This is a genomic window from Albibacterium profundi (assembly GCF_042159835.1).
In the GTDB taxonomy this organism is placed as follows: domain Bacteria; phylum Bacteroidota; class Bacteroidia; order Sphingobacteriales; family Sphingobacteriaceae; genus Albibacterium; species Albibacterium profundi.
In genome coordinates this window covers 240,655-256,876 of sequence record NZ_JBBVGT010000001.1, presented here as the reverse complement: position 1 = coordinate 256,876, position 16,222 = coordinate 240,655, and the positions used below count along the sequence as shown (strand labels likewise).

The following is a 16,222-nucleotide window of genomic DNA, read 5'->3' as shown; positions in this document are numbered from 1 at the left end:
TCTGCTGTCTGCTGTTGGAGAACGATAGAATAATTGTAAATTTAATTTCAGAACCTAAATTTAATATCGATATGAAAAAATATGCTCTTCTCACCCTGCTTCTGCTTTTAAGCTTGGGAGTTGTACTTGCAGATGTCCGCTTACCTAAGTTATTCGGTCACCATATGGTCTTGCAAAGAAACAAACCGATTAAAGTATGGGGCTGGGCATCGCCGGGTGAAGCAGTTGCCGTCCGTCTGAATGAACGGGAAGTTAAAACAACAGCCAACGCCAATGGGGAATGGGAGTTAGAGTTAAAAGAAGAAAAGGCAGGCGGGCCTTATACGCTGACGGTAATGGGCAACAACGAACTGGTATTGAACGATGTCTTGATAGGAGAAGTATGGGTTTGCTCGGGACAGTCGAATATGGAATGGGCCTTGAAAAATACCAATGGGGCAGAAGAGGCAATCAAAGCGTCGGGCAATAACCAGATCCGTCACATTAAAATTCAACGTGAAATTTCTGATCGTCCGCAAGATGACCTGATGAGTGAGGCAGAATGGAAACTTTCTACGCCAGAAAACTCACCTTCTTTTACCGCTGTTGGGTACTATTTCGCAAAAAAACTAAACGAAGAACTGGGGGTACCTATCGGACTCATCAATTCGTCATGGGGTGGTACGATGGTAGAAACATGGATAAGCAGAGAAGCGTTTGAAGGATCGGAGACCTTTAGGGACCGAATTACAGCGGTGCCACGTTCACTACCGGATTCTTTAATTTCACAAAATAATCCCAATTCAGCACCGACTCTTCTGTATAACTCCATGATTGAGCCGCTGATTCCGTATACAATTCAGGGAGCTATCTGGTATCAGGGAGAAAGTAATGCGGGTACTGCTTATGAATATCGTGAATCTTTTCCACTGATGATCAACGATTGGCGAAACCGTTGGGATCAGGGAGATTTTCCTTTTTATTTCGTTCAATTGGCGTCTTTTAAAGCTGGCGGAGGAACGAGTGCTTCAGGTAGTACTTGGGCCGAGCTGAGAGAAGCGCAAAGCATGACACTATCTCTTCCGAATACGGGAATGGCGGTAACGACAGATATCGGGGATAGTGACGATATACATCCCCGAAACAAACTGGATGTTGGCAATCGGTTAGCTGCAATTGCTCTTCATGACACTTATAAAATGAAAAATCCTTATAGTGGTCCTTTATATAAGAAGATGAAGATTGACGACGATAAGATTCGAATCTATTTTGATCATGTGGAAAACGGACTTCAAGTCAACGGAGGTAATGAACTGGTAGGGTTTGAAATTGCCGGCGAAGATCAGGTGTTTAAACCAGCCGATGCAAAGATAGTTGGCAATTATATTGAAGTATCTAATAGCGATGTAAGTGAACCCCTAGCCGTACGATACGGTTGGTATGATGATAATATAGATATCAACTTGTTCAATAGCGCAGGGTTCCCTGCATCACCTTTCAGAACGGATCACTGGAAAGGGGTCACGGCAGGCAAGCAAAAAAAGCTTTATTCGTACTAATTTTATTAATTTGCGACGATGAACAAATTGGCTATCGCATTTGAAAGATTTGATGCGTATAATGAGCAAGACCCAAACACATATACTTGGGAAGGAAGGACGTATCCGCAGGAATATTTTCTAGCACAGAAGTTACACGAGAGTGTCATCTCTCTTGATCCACAAGCCAGTGAAGCCTTGTTGCTCGCTTCACGCTGCCAGCATATCGGTCGCTGGGAAATTCCAAGAGATCGATATCCCGAAGGCAGAAATGCTTATTTAGCCTGGCGGAAAGCATTAGCTGATTTTCATGCGAATAAGGCATCTGCGATTTTAAAAGAAGTTGGTTACACTATTGCACTGATAGAGGAGGTTCGGAAACTGATTTTAAAGAAAAAGATCAAATTAAATTCCGATGTTCAAACACTAGAAAATGCTCTTTGTCTAGTTTTTTTGAACTATCAATTCGAAAGTTTCTTTCCAAAATACAGTGCGGAAAAGATGGTGAATATTTTAAGGAAATCCCTTCTTAAAATGGATGAAAAGGGCAGGGCTGAAGCTCTCAAATTAGAATATTCCGCTCAGGGTTTGAAATATGTACAAGATGCACTTGCATTAATTGCTTAGGTTTCTATATGTTGCATTAGATTATGGATAAAAAACTTATTAAACTTCGCACTGTAAATGTCACACGCTACGTCACACCCTTACGTGAAGGAGGATCCATGCCTGCTCTTGTGGAAGCAGACGACGATTTTTTGTACGTGTTGAAATTTCGCGGAGCCGGACAAGGTGCGAAGGCTCTAATTGCAGAGCTGATTGGCGGGGAATTAGCACGTGCTCTAGGATTTAAAATACCTGAACTTGTATTTGCCAATCTGGACAAGACTTTTGGCAGAAGTGAGCCAGATGAAGAGATTCAAGATCTTCTACGTGCGAGTGAAGGGTTAAATTTAGCGCTTCACTACCTAAGTGGCGCTATTACTTTTGATCCTTTAGCAGAAAAAGTAGATTCGCTTTTGGCATCGCAGATCGTTTGGTTAGATGCGTTGATTACCAACGTGGATCGTACGCCCCGAAATACTAATATGTTGTTATGGAAAAGAGAACTATGGTTAATAGATCATGGTGCTGCTCTGTATTTTCATCATTCCTGGCACAATTGGGAAGAGCAAGCTGCCAAACCTTTTGCGAAAATAAAAGATCATGTATTGCTGCCGTTCGCAAGCGATTTAAAGAAAGTGGACGAAGAGTTTCGGTCGGTTCTAACCGAAGATTTTATCCATTCCATTGTCGACTTAATTCCCGAAAGTTGGTTGCTACTGGATAGTCCTTTTGAATCAGTAGAAGAACATCGAAGGGTTTATGTACAGTATCTAAACACAAGGATATCAAATTCGGAAAATTTTGTAAACGAGGCTATTAATGCAAGATAGACATCCATACGAATATGCAGTCATTCGCTTTGTTCCTCTTGTTGAACGAGAAGAGTTTCTTAATATCGGCGTCATTTTATACTGCAAAGATCATCGTTTTCTAGAAGCAGCTTTTACATTAGATGAAAAGCGATTAGGTGCTTTTTCTTCTTCGTTTGACATTCAAGATATCGAAAACCATCTTCGATCTTTCGAGAAGATATGTATTGGCGGTCCTGAAGGTGGCGCAATCGGGACTTTACCTATAGCGGACCGCTTTAGATGGTTGACGGCAACTCGCAGTACGATACTCCAATGTTCCAAAGTACATATTGGTTTCTGTGAAAAACCGGGTGAAACACTACTGAGGCTTCACAAGCAATTGGTACTGCCCATCTAAATCTTGGGTGGTATAAGTTTATATATCACTGGAGTAATAATACGAGATAGGAGGGTTGAGCTGATCAGGCCACCAATCATGACAATCGCCAGCGGAGAAATTAGCGGGTTGCTGGACCAGGCGATTGGTAGCAGACCTCCAATAGCTGTAAGGGTCGTCAGTATGATTGGCAGGAACCTGAGTTCCCCTGCTTTCTCAATAGCCTCATTAAGTTCCGTGCCTTCTCGTCGTAATTGATTCGTAAAATCCACGAGTAGAATGGTGTTCTTGACTTCGATACCTGCGAGGGCGACCATGCCGATTGTTGCGACGAAAGACAGCGTGTTTCCGGTGATAAGCAAAGCGAGAACGGCACCGACAACTCCCAAAGGTATAACCGATAGGACGATGAGCGTGCTTTTCAAGGTTTTGAATTCGAGTACGAGGACAGCAATAAAGAGAAACACAGTCACAATAATCACGGTTCCAAAACCACCAAAAGATTGTTGTCGACTCTCGACTTCCCCTCCCATTATATAGCGGTAGCCTTCAGGCAAAGGCATCTCTTCCATTTTGTCGATGACTTGCTGGATGACTTCATCGTTACTGAAACCGTTTGCGACAAAGGAGTTAACTGACACGGTTCTGATCTTATCAAGGTGGTTGATTTGTGAAGAAGAAGATTCAAGCTCTAGACTTGCGAGTTGCTTTAACGGAACGGCGCCTCCACGGACGTTGTTGACGTATAGATTATCGAATACACCCATGTCTGGATAGGGATCACGCGGAACGCTTAACCGGATCTTATATTCATTGTGCGTGTCAGTGGGATCGGTGTATGTTGCAATATCAATTCCCGCCAAAGCCATCCGGATCGTTTGGTCAATATAGGCGGTCGGCACACCCAAAGCTAAGGCCTTGGCTTTATCGACATGAACGCGAATATCTGTTTTTTTGTTTTGTACAGGATTATTTATATAGATGGCTCCCTCTGTAGAAGCTAGGAGCTGCTCAACCTTAGCAGCTACGTTTTGCAGGGTGTCTAGATCGTTTCCTAAGAGTTTGACTTCAACGGGCGAAATTACCGGCACTCCTTGCTCGAAATCTTTTACCTCCACTTTCGCTCCAGGATATGGAGACCATTTTTCTCTTAAACGATTAATTAACGCAACTTTATCTTTAGCTTTTATATCGGCTTCTAGTTGCACGAAGATTTCAGCGAAATCGCTTTTCTCGTTTGCTTGTACTACATTATAATAGATCTGAGGATTCCCTTTTCCGACATTCGAGGAATAATATTTTATTTCGGAGATCTCATCTAGCTCTGCTTCAATCTTCCGTGTTATCGAGTCCGTATAATAAATATTCGACTGATCGGGTGTCGTAATATTAATTAAAAACTGGGGTTTCTCCGAGGCTGGAAACAAACTAAAGCCTATAATAGGAATAAGTAAAAGAGAGCCTATAAAAATAACACCCGCTATCGCTACAGCTTTCCAGGGTTTTTTCAAGGCTTTGTCCAGCACTACAGCATATGTGCTATGAATAATCTTTTGGAATACACGTAATACCTTGTTACCTTCAGGGTGCTCGTGTGGCTTTAGCATTTTGGTAGCCAAAAATGGGACAACGGTTAAAGCGATAACCATAGAAGCTAAAACGGATAAAATCACCGCCACGGGTAAGCTCCGAATAAATGACCCAGCAGCTTCCGGCATAAACATCAATGGCATAAAAGCAATTACAAGTGTAGCCGTGCAACCAATGACAGCGAGGGTTATTTGTTCGGTTCCTTTAATTGCCGCTTCCAGTTTTGAATATCCTTCCCGCATCCATCGTTCTATATTTTCGACCACCACAATGCTATCGTCGACTAAAAGACCTAAGGCAACAACAAAGCCTACAATACTCAGCTGGTTCAGGCTGTATCCAAAAAGGTGTAAGAAGACGATTCCGATCGACAGCGATAGAGGTATGGCAATCATGACAATTCCTGATGCACGAAGACCTAAAGGTAAGAGTGTGAATAGCACCAAGGTGACCGCTATTAGGAAATCGATGCCCAGTCCGCTTAGCCGCTTGTTAACATTGTTAGCTTGATCAAAACTCGTCACCAAGTCCATATTAGCCGGTAGGTTTTCTTTGAATTTATCAATCACCGAAAGATATTCTTCTTGTACGTCGGTAATATTTCCCCCTTTTTTCATCGCGGCATTGATGAACAGACTGCGGTAACCGTTGAGTCTAGTGATGTGCGTCTCGGGCGCGAAACTGGGGTAGACGTCTGCAATGTCCTTTAACAGGATATTTTTCCCTTCGCTACTGCTAACAATGGTGTTTTCGATTTCGTCAATCGCTTGATAGTTGCCAGTTGTTTTGATGCTAAAGGTTTTCCCTCCAGCAAGAATATTTCCACCGGGGATGTTTTGTGAGCCGCTTTGAATGAGGTCCATCACCTGTGTAAGGGGGATATTCATTCTGGAAAGCTCATCCGTTTGTACGTCGACACGGATGATTTGATCAGAAAGTCCGCTGATCTCTACATCTTTTAATGCTTTGATGGCTTCTAGGTTCTCTTTTAAATCGTCTGCTTGTTTTTTTAACAAAGCTCTCGGGGCATTCTCAGAAATTAATGCCAATTGGATGACGTTTACATTTGACGGGTCGATACGGTTGATGTCGATCGAGTAAATATTCTCCGGCAAGGATGGTCTCAGGGCTGAAACCTCACGTACAAGCTCTTGATATTTATCGTCCACATCCGATTCAAATGTATATTCGACGAAAAGAACTGCAACTCCGTCAACGATGGATGTTTTGATTTGCTTAATATCACTCAGGTCATAGAGCTTGCTCTCTATGGGGTTTACAATAAGCTCCTCCATATCTTGAGGACTGGTTCCGGGATAGATAACAACAACCGGGAACACCGTTGTTTTCATCTCGGGATCCTCTGATCGCGGCATTGTCAATACGGTACTAACCCCTAGTACCAATACCATAATTACCATAATCAGTGTGAACTGACTGTTTTTGATAGCGAATTTTGCAGTACTCATAACTAGGGAATTTTATTGTTCTGTCGTTTGTTCCTGTATCGCAGATCCATCTTTCAAATACGCACTACCGGAGATAACTAGATATTCATACGATTCGAGTCCGCCTACGATGGTGATTTGATCTTTATTGATGGAGCCAATTTTCACCTGCACGCGTTTTACCGTCTCTTTATCATTGCTCACAAAGACATAGCCTTCACCTTTATTACCATCCAATACAGCAGAGTAGGGCACATTCCATCCTTGTATATTGGCACTCGGTGTAATCACCGCACGAGCAAAGGCTCCGCTAGCTATTTGGTCGGCGTGTCCGTCGTCAACTTCTAATACCACGGTGAAGGTTCCAGATGTAGGATCAACGCCTTCTGATTTCCGGACTACCGAAGCTCTCAGGCCTTCGCTACTGAGGTCGGATTCAATGACAGCCTTATCACCGACCGCTAAGACTGCCCATTGTTCATCGCTAACCCCAACTTTTAATTTCCATGCTGAACTGCCGGCACCATTCAGTTGGATAACCGGTGTGCCCGGTCCGACGGTCTGTCCTGCATTAACGAACTTTCTAAGAACATAGCCGTTATCGGTCGCTCGGATTTGAGAATAATTCTTGTTGAACTGAGCAACTCGGTTCTGTTGCACGGCAACGTCTCGGGCTGTTTTCATGTTTTCTAGCTGTTCCTTGGTGGCCACAGAATCCGTATACAATTGACGGATACGCTGATAATCTCGTTCGGCTTTCTCTAGCGCAAGGGATGCCTGCTGCACGGAAGCATCAATCTCACCCATGTTTAAACTTGCCAAAACCTGACCCTTCTTGACACGGTCGCCTTCCTTTACCGTAATACTCTGAATAATCCCTCCATTCTTAAAAGACAATATCGTTTCGTCTTCGGTAGTAAAAACACCTGAGGCGATGATCTGGGTACTGCTTTCATCTTCCTGAAGCGACATTAATTGAACCGGAATAAGCTCATCCTGATTGAGATTATTCTGCTGCTCTGACCGTTGGCAAGAAGCCAGCGTGAAAGATGAAATTAAAATTGCTGTGATGATTTGACTAATACTTTTCATGGCTATGGGTTAATATTTTCGGCTGTTAAGTTCCCGTTCCAGTTCGGCGGCGGCGGATAGGACTTTATATAGATTGATTTGTACTGCTAGTTGTGCACTTGTTAGTTGATTTCGAGCGTCTATACTCTCGATAAATGAGTTGACACCCGCTTTGAAACCACGATCGATCAATCGTTGATAAGCACTAGCAGCTTTTAATTGCTCTTGGGAAGCCTCATAGGTTTCAAAAGCGGATTGAAGTTTGTTTTGGGCCACATTAGCACTAAGTTCTAACTGCCTCTTGGCGTCATCCATTTGCAGCTGACTGTTTTGGAGTTCTAGTTTAGCTTCTTTTATTTTGTATTTGTTTCGCAGTCCGGAAAAAATGGGGACATCCAGTTGGAGACCCACCATGTAGTAGCGACTTTGATCATTGAACTTCAGGCCCTCTGCTTGTGATCCCAAGTCCAAGAAGCCACTGAGTTTAGGCAGGAAATATCGTTCATCTTTTTCTAACAGCGATTCGTTGATCGACATGACCTGCTTTAAGCTTTTTAGTTCTTCCCTTTGTCCGGTTTCTACTTCGATTGATAGAAGTTGTTGGGCTTCAAGCAGTTTTTTTTCTGTGTTAAAGCTTGTATCTATCGGCAAGTCGGCGTCACGATTGAGTAGTGAATTGAAGTAAAGGCGAGCGTTTTCGGCTTGTTGCTTGGCTTGTGATAGCTCTGCCCGTACCTGTGCAATTTCGCTTTCAGAACGCATGACGTATACAGGTAAACCTTTTCCGGCATCATACAACTTCTGATTGACACGCTTACCTTCTTCTGCTAAGAGCTGTGAAGATTTAAAAATATCAACTGCATTCAGTGTTGACAAGTAATTGTAATAAGCCGTCTTGATGTTCTTTGTCAGCTCTCTCCGGTATATTTCCAATTCATACTCTTTTAATACTATCTGCTGTTCATTGACTTTTACAGCATAATGTATATCCGAATTAATGATCGGAACGGTTGTTCTGATCTTAGCATCATAATAATTTTTCGGGAAGAAATTAATCTCCTCGTTTTCCAGCTGGGGAAAAGCTTGTGTTTCCGTGAGTTGATTTAATGTTGCATATACTCCATTCAGCAGATCACCCAATGGTAGGGGAATGTTTCTCCCTCCATCTGCTGTGCTATAGGTTGTCTGAAAGGCTACTGTAGGCAGGTACAAACTTTTCGCCGACTGCAAACCAATCATCGCCTTTTCCCAAGAAATATTTTTTTGATTGAGTACGATGTTATTCTCTAAGCCTTCGTCGACATAAGCCTTCAACCTGTCTTGTGCAGACAGGTGGTTGTTAAGCATAAAACAAGAAAATAAAATCAGGCTTACAATGTATTTTATTAATGGTGTTCTCATAATTAACACTGTTATTAATATGGCAAAAAATTATTTTAATTTATCCATTAGGCCAAAAAAGTTATTGATTGATAAGGTCAAAAGATCGTTGCTTTCATATTCAATATGATTGTTTTCGACTATATGATCAAAATGCCCGTGAAGTGAAAGCGTGCAAAATCCGTGTACTGTCGACCATACGAACATGGAGAATAGTTCCGGATTTTGATCTGCAAAATAGCCGTATTTTTGACAGTCGGTAATGGTGTCCATCAGGTACTCGAACGATTGTTTGCCTTCTTCCCAGTCGACCGACACACACTGGTTGTTCAAAAATTGTAAAGGTTCCTTCATTACAAACATAAGTTCGTAGAAATCACGATGTTCTAATGCAAATTTAATGTAGGTTCGACCCATAGCTTTCAAGCGTTCGAAAGGATCGTCCACCGTAGTTAGGGCTGAAAAACGAGCCGATAGCATCTTGAAGCCTTCTCTATGAAGTGCGTAGAGGACATCGTTTTTATCTTTGTAATATAGGTAAATGGTTGTGGGACTGAACTCAATTTCCGCTGCGATTTTCCGGATAGACGTGGCTTCATATCCGTGCTTCATAAACAAGCTTTTGGCAGCATCCAGTATTTTTTGCTTGAGGTCTTCTTTATGACGTTCTTTTCTTTCCTTAATCCCCATGTGTCAAATAATTTTTTTCAAAATTACTTAACACTGTTAATATTTAAAAATAATATTTAAAAAAAATAAAAGGATTGTTAGTTTTTATCACTTTGCGTTTGCTTTGTGGTGATATTAATCACGCCATTCTTTCCGTCATCGCCGTACTTATCCGTAGCAGCCTTGTCTTTATACACCTCTACTGAATCGATGTCCTCCGGATCTAATACATCAAGGTCCTTTCTCGTTTTCTTGTCACCGTCTATGTAAATTAGAGGAGAATTGAGCTTACTTTCATTGATTCTTACAGTATCTGCCTTTATCGTCGAAGCACTATTTTTAGTGGTTATCAAGATGACTCCATCTTGTGCTTGTTCACCATACATTGCCACTGCGCCTTTGCTCTTGAGGACACTGATTGATTCAATATCGTTAGGGTCAATCTGGGCAAGTTCTGTTTTCTCGACTAGCTCGCTGTCAATCACGTAAAGAGGTGTCAAAGAATCAGCTTTGACAAATCGGATCTGCAGATTATTGGCTAGTGTATTCTCCTCTTTATCTTTAACTGTATCAATGTTTGAAATCGTATCAATGAGAACAAAAGGCTTGCCTTTCGGAATTTCGTTTTCAGTCGGCTTGTCGTCCGTACCCATAACCGTGGTAAGGCTGAGTGACTCTGGAGTCAATGTGTGTTGTTTTGCTACGGATATTGTAAATATCGGTAAACATCCAATAACAAGCGGTATCAGTAACACATACTTAAACAGATGCATGTTCGCAGTTTGTTTTCTGTTCATCATACTAATTCTTTTTTTTAGGTCTTTCATGTTGAAATAATTTGCGATCGTGGATTGCCTGTTTGCTGTTAACACCGTAAGTAGGCTATACTGGTATGCTTTTTTATTAATTCCACTAGCCAACACATTACTGTCGGTAATAAATTCAATGTTCTCTCGGATAACGCGTCTAAAAAGCCAGGAAAATGGGTTATACCAGCAGAAAATCAAAATCAACTCCGCTAATAATATATCCAAACTATGCAATTGACGAACGTGAACGTATTCGTGCCTAAAGATTCCTTCAAGCTCGTTATCACTATGTTTTTTGGGATTTAAATACACATTTTTCCAGAATGAAAAGGGTAGGATGTCCTCCTTTGACTTACGATAGTGATACGCGTTCCAGATAGAAGCGGTCGACGACAAATGGATTTTCAAAATACCAAATAAACTGATGCAAAATCTGAGTGTGAAGACAAGCAAGGTCAGATAGAATAACGTGTCGATATGCTCGTTAATTGTCATCTGCTGATTAGCAGAGTATTCATATTCCCAAACCGGCATTACATTCGAAGCAACGGGTGTTGGTTTCTCTGCACTCGATTGATTCACATGAATATGAATGAGGGGATAGAGCGTAGAAAATGTTAGAGCAAAAATTAAAAAGTAACGGTTTATGGTATAAAAGGTCAGTTTTCTGAGCCAAAAGTAGTAAATCAGATAAAATAGCGATAGCGCAATATTTACCTTTAGAAGATATGTAAAAAGCTCGGTCATATTATTTTGATTTACCCTGTTGAATCATTTCTATGATCTCTTTAAGCTCTTCTGGCGATATTTTTTCCTCTTTGGCGAAAAAACTTACAAGCTCCTTATAAGAGTCACGAAAATAGTCGCTTACAAAATTGCCCATAAAGACCTTTTTGTATTCATTCTCCCGAATTATTGGGCGATAAAACCAAGAATTCCCAAGCTTTTTCGCTCTGACGTATTTTTTCTTCTCTAGATTCTTAAAGGTGGATGCTAAAGTAGTGTAGGGGATCTTCGGTTCCGGATATAGCTCTAAAATATCTTTGACAAAGCCACCATTCTGCCTCCAGAGCAGAAGCATGGCATCTTCTTCCTGTTGTGTAAGTTTTTCCATTGTACAATGTTGTTTACGATACTATCGTAAATATACGAAAAACTCAGTATTATGAAAATAAATTTGAGATTTGAAGAAAGCTATTGAGCTATCCGGAAGTTGCCAACTGCCAATTGCGCATCATTATCAATTCTTGTTGATGGATTGAAGTAAAAATACCTAGCAGCGGACGGGCTCAACATTTCAGTATCTAATACTTTTACTTTGTCTAGATAGACTTGCATTAGTTTTCCCTGCACATTGATAGAAACATGCATGACCCGATTCCCATGACTTTTTAAATCGAAGTCGATTGTATTGTAGACTTTTGTATCTGTACTGTAATTAATAATTTCTTCATTCCAATAATGAATCGTCGTCTTTGTGGAGATGTTATCCTCATAACCAGCAACGCTATTATCCTTCGCCAATCCAAAGACAAAAGCATGCAAGTCTTTCGCTTGATCGGAACGAGTAAGAATGTCAAACTCAATCGTGAAGTTTTCAGGCAGTGAGATTAATGTATCTAATTTATAAGTTGTGAATTCATTTAAGAGCAACCACTTGCCATCCACCCCCGGAAAATTTACCACTGCACCGCTGCCGCTTGATTTCCAGTAATGAGGCATGGGTCCCACGGAGTCATTTACAAAGCTATCTTCAAAGATAACGTTAGCGCCGGCTTTGAAATCAAATACAGGCAATGCCCTTCCGGCAGCTGCAGTCGGCTCTACGGTAGCATCTTCGTTAGTCGAGGCCGATTTTGCTTCTTTTTCAGTCTTTCCTTCCAAAGCTTCTACGGCCTTATTAGCCACTTTTTCTTCAACTTTATTTTTTATTCTATTAAGAATTTGTGCTTCTGATACAAAAAATGCAAATACGAGGAATGTAGATAGTAATAATTTTTTCATCTTATATTTTAATTTGAAACAGGAAAAGGCTTAGCTTTTACATATCAAAAATATATAAATTTTTTAAAAACCCGTTAAGTTGCTCGGCAAAGTTCGGACAAAAATAAAAACATCGTGTCTGTTAGCAGACACGATGTTCACATGTTAGACGCTCATTGGTTCAGCCTTTGCGAGTCGCATACTTTTGGCTGCGCCCACCATCTCAACAAGCGCCTTTTGCGTTTCTTCCCAATTGCGCGTTTTTAAACCGCAATCTGGATTTACCCATATCTGATCTGACGGAATAACTTCGCTAGCTCGCGTGAGCAAGCCGACCATTTCTTCTTTAAGAGGTATACGAGGTGAGTGAATATCGTAAACACCTGGCCCGATCTGTTGGGGATATGCAAAACTGATAAAGGCATCCAATAGTTCCATTTTAGAACGCGAACACTCAATTGTAATCACATCCGCGTCCATTTCCGCGATATGTTGAATAATATCGTTAAACTCCGAATAGCACATATGCGTATGAATTTGCGTTTCGTCTTTCACCCCGGTGGAAGCAATGCGGAAAGCTTTAATAGCCCAATGAAGGTAGGCTTGCCATTTGCTTTTTCGAAGCGGAAGACCTTCCCGAATAGCAGGCTCGTCAATTTGGATGACTTTTATTCCGGCAGCTTCAAGGTCTTCAACTTCATCGCGAATTGCTAAGGCAATCTGGTTGCAGGTAGCCGATCTGGGCTGATCGTCGCGGACAAAGGACCATTGTAAAATGGTAACTGGTCCTGTAAGCATCCCTTTAACTAATTTATTGGTTAAATTCTGTGCGTATTGCGTCCACGCAATGGTCATGGGTTTTTGTCTTGATATATCACCATATATGATAGGCGGTTTAACACAACGAGAACCATAACTTTGCACCCACCCGTTTTTAGTGAAAACGAAACCGTTCAATTGTTCACCGAAATATTCAACCATATCATTTCGTTCAAATTCACCGTGAACTAAAACATCCAAGTCGATTTCATCTTGCCAGCGGATTGCTTTCTCGGTTTCAAGTTTCAAAGCCCGCTCATACTCTTCCAAATTAATATGTCCTTTTTTGAAGAGTGCCCGTTGTGCTCTAATATCACGTGTTTGAGGAAAGGAGCCTATTGTTGTAGTCGGAAAAAGCGGGAGATTTAATACCTCTCTTTGTTTTTCCTTTCGAATATCAAATCGACTTGCTCTTTGGAATTCAGTACTTTCAACTCTTTTCTCACGTTCTTTTACAGCACGATCGTGGATCAGGGACGACGTTTTCCTGCTATTCGTCGCGTGCTGGTTATTCATGAATTCTTTTTTTAAACCTTCATCAGCAGTTTCGGTTGCCAGCTTCTTTAAGCTGACGATTTCATAAACCTTCTGTTTGGCGAATGCTAACCATTGTTTGATTTCCGGAACCAGTATGCTGTCATTTGTTTCAAGCTCTAAATCGCAAGGAGAATGTAGTAGCGAACAGGATGCTGCTACCAGAACCCGCTCATCGCCGATTTTATCGACAACCTGTTGAATCTGTGCCAATGAGCTTGCATAATCATTTTTCCAGATATTCCGTCCATCAACAACTCCTAAAGAAAGTTTTGTCGTATCAGGTAAGGAAACAAGCACATCGTTAAGTTGTGCTGGATCTTTTACCAAATCGATATGCAGAGCGTCAACTGGTAATGAGCATGCTAAGTCGATATTATCTCTGAGTCCTTCAAAATAGCTGGCCACTAAGATTTGAATGCCGGGAAATTTTGACCGTATCTGTTTGTATACCGACTTAAAGTACTTTTTTTCTTTATCACTAAGATCCAAAGCCAGAAATGGTTCATCAAACTGCACCCACTCGACGCCATTGTTTTTCAATTCGTTTAAAATCTCGAAATAAACAGGGAGAAGATTTTCTAACAATTCAATACGATGAAAACCTGCTTCTTTTTCCTTTCCTAAGAGAAGGTAGGAGATAGGTCCAATCAGGACGGGCTTTGTAAGCATTCCAGCCTGTTTAGCTTCGTAGAATTCATCGACTACTTTTCTTGAGAAAAACGTAAATTGTTGGTTTTTGTAGAATTCTGGTACGATGTAATGATAGTTGGTATCGAACCATTTGGTCATTTCCATGGCTGTGATGTCCAATCCCTTTTGCTGGTAGCCACGTGCCATTCCAAAGTAAAGGTCGAGTTCTGTATTTTCCCGATCTAAAATAATTTGGTTGTAGACTGAAGGAATTGCTCCCACGGTTAAGGACATATCCAAAACCTGATCGTAAAAGGAAAAGTCGTTAGACGGGATGAGATCGATACCCGCGCTTTTTTGCAGCTGCCAGTTATGCAGGCGGATTTGTTTCCCAACCTGCAATAGTTCTCGCTGAGTCGTCTTGCCTGACCAATATTGCTCGCAGGCTTTTTTGAGTTCCCGATGGCTACCAATACGCGGATAGCCAAGATTGTTTGTTAGCATGTTTCGTTGCTTTTTAAAAGATAAATAGATCAGTTAAAAGCTCTTTGCTAAACTTCGTAATGCTTTTTTTAAATTAAAATAGAGGAGTAAGGGGAGACACTGTTGCTAAATATCCAACCAAGAGGGACGAATAGGAGGTATCATACCTGACTTCTGCTTCAATTCGCGAAAGCATCGTCAATTCGATATAGGCAGGTCTCCTGACTTGTAACATCTTTATCATCCTTCCCGTCTGGTTCTCAAGACAGTGGATTTTCAATGGATAAAGACTGGTCGTTACTTACAGTTGCGCGACAGTTCGTGATTTACACACGATTCCCTTTTAATTTGCAGCTAAGCAAGACCTATTCGGTTTGATTGAAGAAATAAAAGAACTTATGGAAGCAAATATACAATTAATGTTGATCTTTTGAGGCCATTAATGAGACAGTATACCATTACCGCATCCTAATTCTCAGTAGTTGGTGATTAGCCGTCACGTACAAGGTTTTCTCATCTTCAGAAAGATCACAATTAGAAACTGGATGTGGAATTCGGATTCGACCAATAGCTTCAAAATTCTTGTTTAGAATCCATAAGCCGCCAGGTCCGCTCGTATAAATGTTTCCTTTTTTATCAATCGTGAAGCCATCCGGTCCGCCGCCATAAGGAGAGAAGTCGAATGCAATACCAGCAGCCTCAAGTGAGCCGTCGTTTAATATGTTATACAGGTATAGATAGGGGGCAGCTCCATCCGAATTGCCTACAATGAGCTGTTTATGGTCCGGAGTTAAGCCGATTCCATTTGGATACGAAATGGAATCAACCAGTAGCGTAACATTTCCATTTTTGTCAACTTTATAGACGCCACAAAAGTCAAGTTCCCTCTTGTCGATCGTCTGTTCCTTTAAGCCATATGGAGGGTCGGTAAAGTAAATGTCTCCATTGCTATGTTGAACAAGATCGTTCGGGCTGTTTAGCTTTTTGCCCTGATATCCATCAACCAACGGAATAAAATCAGCACTTGGGCTGGTTATAGGTGCTGCCATCTTTGCTACTCGACGATCGCCGTGTTGAGTTAGGATTAATTCACCCTGTTTATTGACGATCAGACCATTTGACCCCGGTTCCCCCGGACGATCTTGTTTACCTGTGTAACCTGACGGAAACAGATAGTCCTCAATGCCGCTTTTTTCGGTCCACTTGTGTATTTTATTGTTTGGGATATCTGAGAAGAGTAACATATCCTCCTTGTCAACCCATAGCGCTCCTTCGGTCCATTTAAATCCCTCAGCTAAAACTTCAATCTTAGCATCGGCTTTTATAACCTTGTTGAGTTCTGGTTTCAGAACCTTGATTGAGCCAATAGTTGGGTAGTTTGATTTACTGTCCTTTTTTTGTGCGGAGACGTGTTGAATGAGCAACGAGTACGGCACCATAAAACAATAGGCTAGGACAAATCCGAATATGATCGTTTTCTTCATATCTTAAA

The 16,222-nt window shown here is 41.3% G+C and carries 13 protein-coding genes and 1 riboswitch; of the genes, 4 read left to right on the top strand and 9 right to left on the bottom strand.

The genetic code is table 11. The features are described 5' to 3' along the window. Positions 1 to 71: 71 nt before the first annotated feature. Genes WKR92_RS01165 through WKR92_RS01150 form a run of 4 tightly spaced genes read left to right on the top strand, consistent with a single transcriptional unit; the run spans position 72 to position 3,332 of the window. Positions 72 to 1,538 (top strand): sialate O-acetylesterase, encoded by a 1,467-nt coding sequence (locus WKR92_RS01165; RefSeq protein WP_375556012.1) that lies wholly within the window; start codon positions 72 to 74, stop codon positions 1,536 to 1,538. A gap of 18 nt (positions 1,539 to 1,556) precedes the next feature. Next, positions 1,557 to 2,144, top strand: coding sequence for a DUF4202 domain-containing protein (locus WKR92_RS01160; RefSeq protein ID WP_375556011.1), 588 nt, complete (start codon positions 1,557 to 1,559; stop codon positions 2,142 to 2,144). A gap of 23 nt (positions 2,145 to 2,167) precedes the next feature. Continuing rightward, positions 2,168 to 2,953: a HipA family kinase gene (locus WKR92_RS01155; protein ID WP_375556010.1), complete on the top strand. Its 786-nt coding sequence runs from the start codon at positions 2,168 to 2,170 to the stop codon at positions 2,951 to 2,953. Further along, the gene (locus tag WKR92_RS01150) at positions 2,943 to 3,332 is read left to right on the top strand and encodes a DUF3037 domain-containing protein (protein ID WP_375556009.1); all 390 of its coding nucleotides are present in this window, start codon (positions 2,943 to 2,945) and stop codon (positions 3,330 to 3,332) included. The genes WKR92_RS01155 and WKR92_RS01150 overlap by 11 nt, the downstream gene beginning before the upstream one ends. Here WKR92_RS01150 and WKR92_RS01145 read toward each other — a convergent pair. From WKR92_RS01145 to WKR92_RS01105, 9 genes are all read right to left on the bottom strand, one after another. Beyond that, on the bottom strand, positions 3,329 to 6,370 hold the full coding sequence (locus tag WKR92_RS01145) for an efflux RND transporter permease subunit (protein WP_375556008.1): 3,042 nt from the start codon (positions 6,368 to 6,370) through the stop codon (positions 3,329 to 3,331). The two genes, WKR92_RS01150 and WKR92_RS01145, sit on opposite strands and share 4 nt — an antisense overlap. Before the next feature lie 12 nt (positions 6,371 to 6,382). Then, positions 6,383 to 7,441: an efflux RND transporter periplasmic adaptor subunit gene (locus WKR92_RS01140; protein ID WP_375556007.1), complete on the bottom strand. Its 1,059-nt coding sequence runs from the start codon at positions 7,439 to 7,441 to the stop codon at positions 6,383 to 6,385. Positions 7,442 to 7,450: 9 nt separating this feature from the next. Beyond that, positions 7,451 to 8,821, bottom strand: coding sequence for a TolC family protein (locus tag WKR92_RS01135; protein ID WP_375556006.1), 1,371 nt, complete (start codon positions 8,819 to 8,821; stop codon positions 7,451 to 7,453). 30 nt (positions 8,822 to 8,851) lie between these two features. Next, complete coding sequence (locus WKR92_RS01130) at positions 8,852 to 9,490, bottom strand: TetR/AcrR family transcriptional regulator (protein WP_375556005.1); 639 nt, start codon at positions 9,488 to 9,490, stop codon at positions 8,852 to 8,854. Between the two features lie 77 nt (positions 9,491 to 9,567). Then, a complete protein-coding gene (locus WKR92_RS01125) occupies positions 9,568 to 10,860 on the bottom strand; it encodes a M56 family metallopeptidase (RefSeq protein WP_375556004.1) in 1,293 nt (430 codons plus the stop codon). 166 nt (positions 10,861 to 11,026) lie between these two features. Next, entirely contained in the window at positions 11,027 to 11,392 is a 366-nt protein-coding gene (locus WKR92_RS01120; RefSeq protein WP_375556003.1) for a BlaI/MecI/CopY family transcriptional regulator, read from the bottom strand. An 80-nt stretch (positions 11,393 to 11,472) separates the two neighbouring features. Beyond that, positions 11,473 to 12,282, bottom strand: coding sequence for a hypothetical protein (locus WKR92_RS01115; protein WP_375556002.1), 810 nt, complete (start codon positions 12,280 to 12,282; stop codon positions 11,473 to 11,475). 144 nt (positions 12,283 to 12,426) lie between these two features. Beyond that, positions 12,427 to 14,751, bottom strand: a complete 2,325-nt coding sequence (gene metE / locus WKR92_RS01110; RefSeq protein WP_375556001.1) for a 5-methyltetrahydropteroyltriglutamate--homocysteine S-methyltransferase — start codon at positions 14,749 to 14,751, stop codon at positions 12,427 to 12,429. A 173-nt stretch (positions 14,752 to 14,924) separates the two neighbouring features. Then, positions 14,925 to 15,114, bottom strand: a riboswitch (cobalamin riboswitch). 74 nt (positions 15,115 to 15,188) lie between these two features. After that, positions 15,189 to 16,214 carry an SMP-30/gluconolactonase/LRE family protein gene (locus WKR92_RS01105; RefSeq protein WP_375556000.1) on the bottom strand — a complete coding sequence of 342 codons (1,026 nt, stop codon included), beginning with the start codon at positions 16,212 to 16,214 and terminating at the stop codon, positions 15,189 to 15,191. Positions 16,215 to 16,222: the final 8 nt, after the last annotated feature.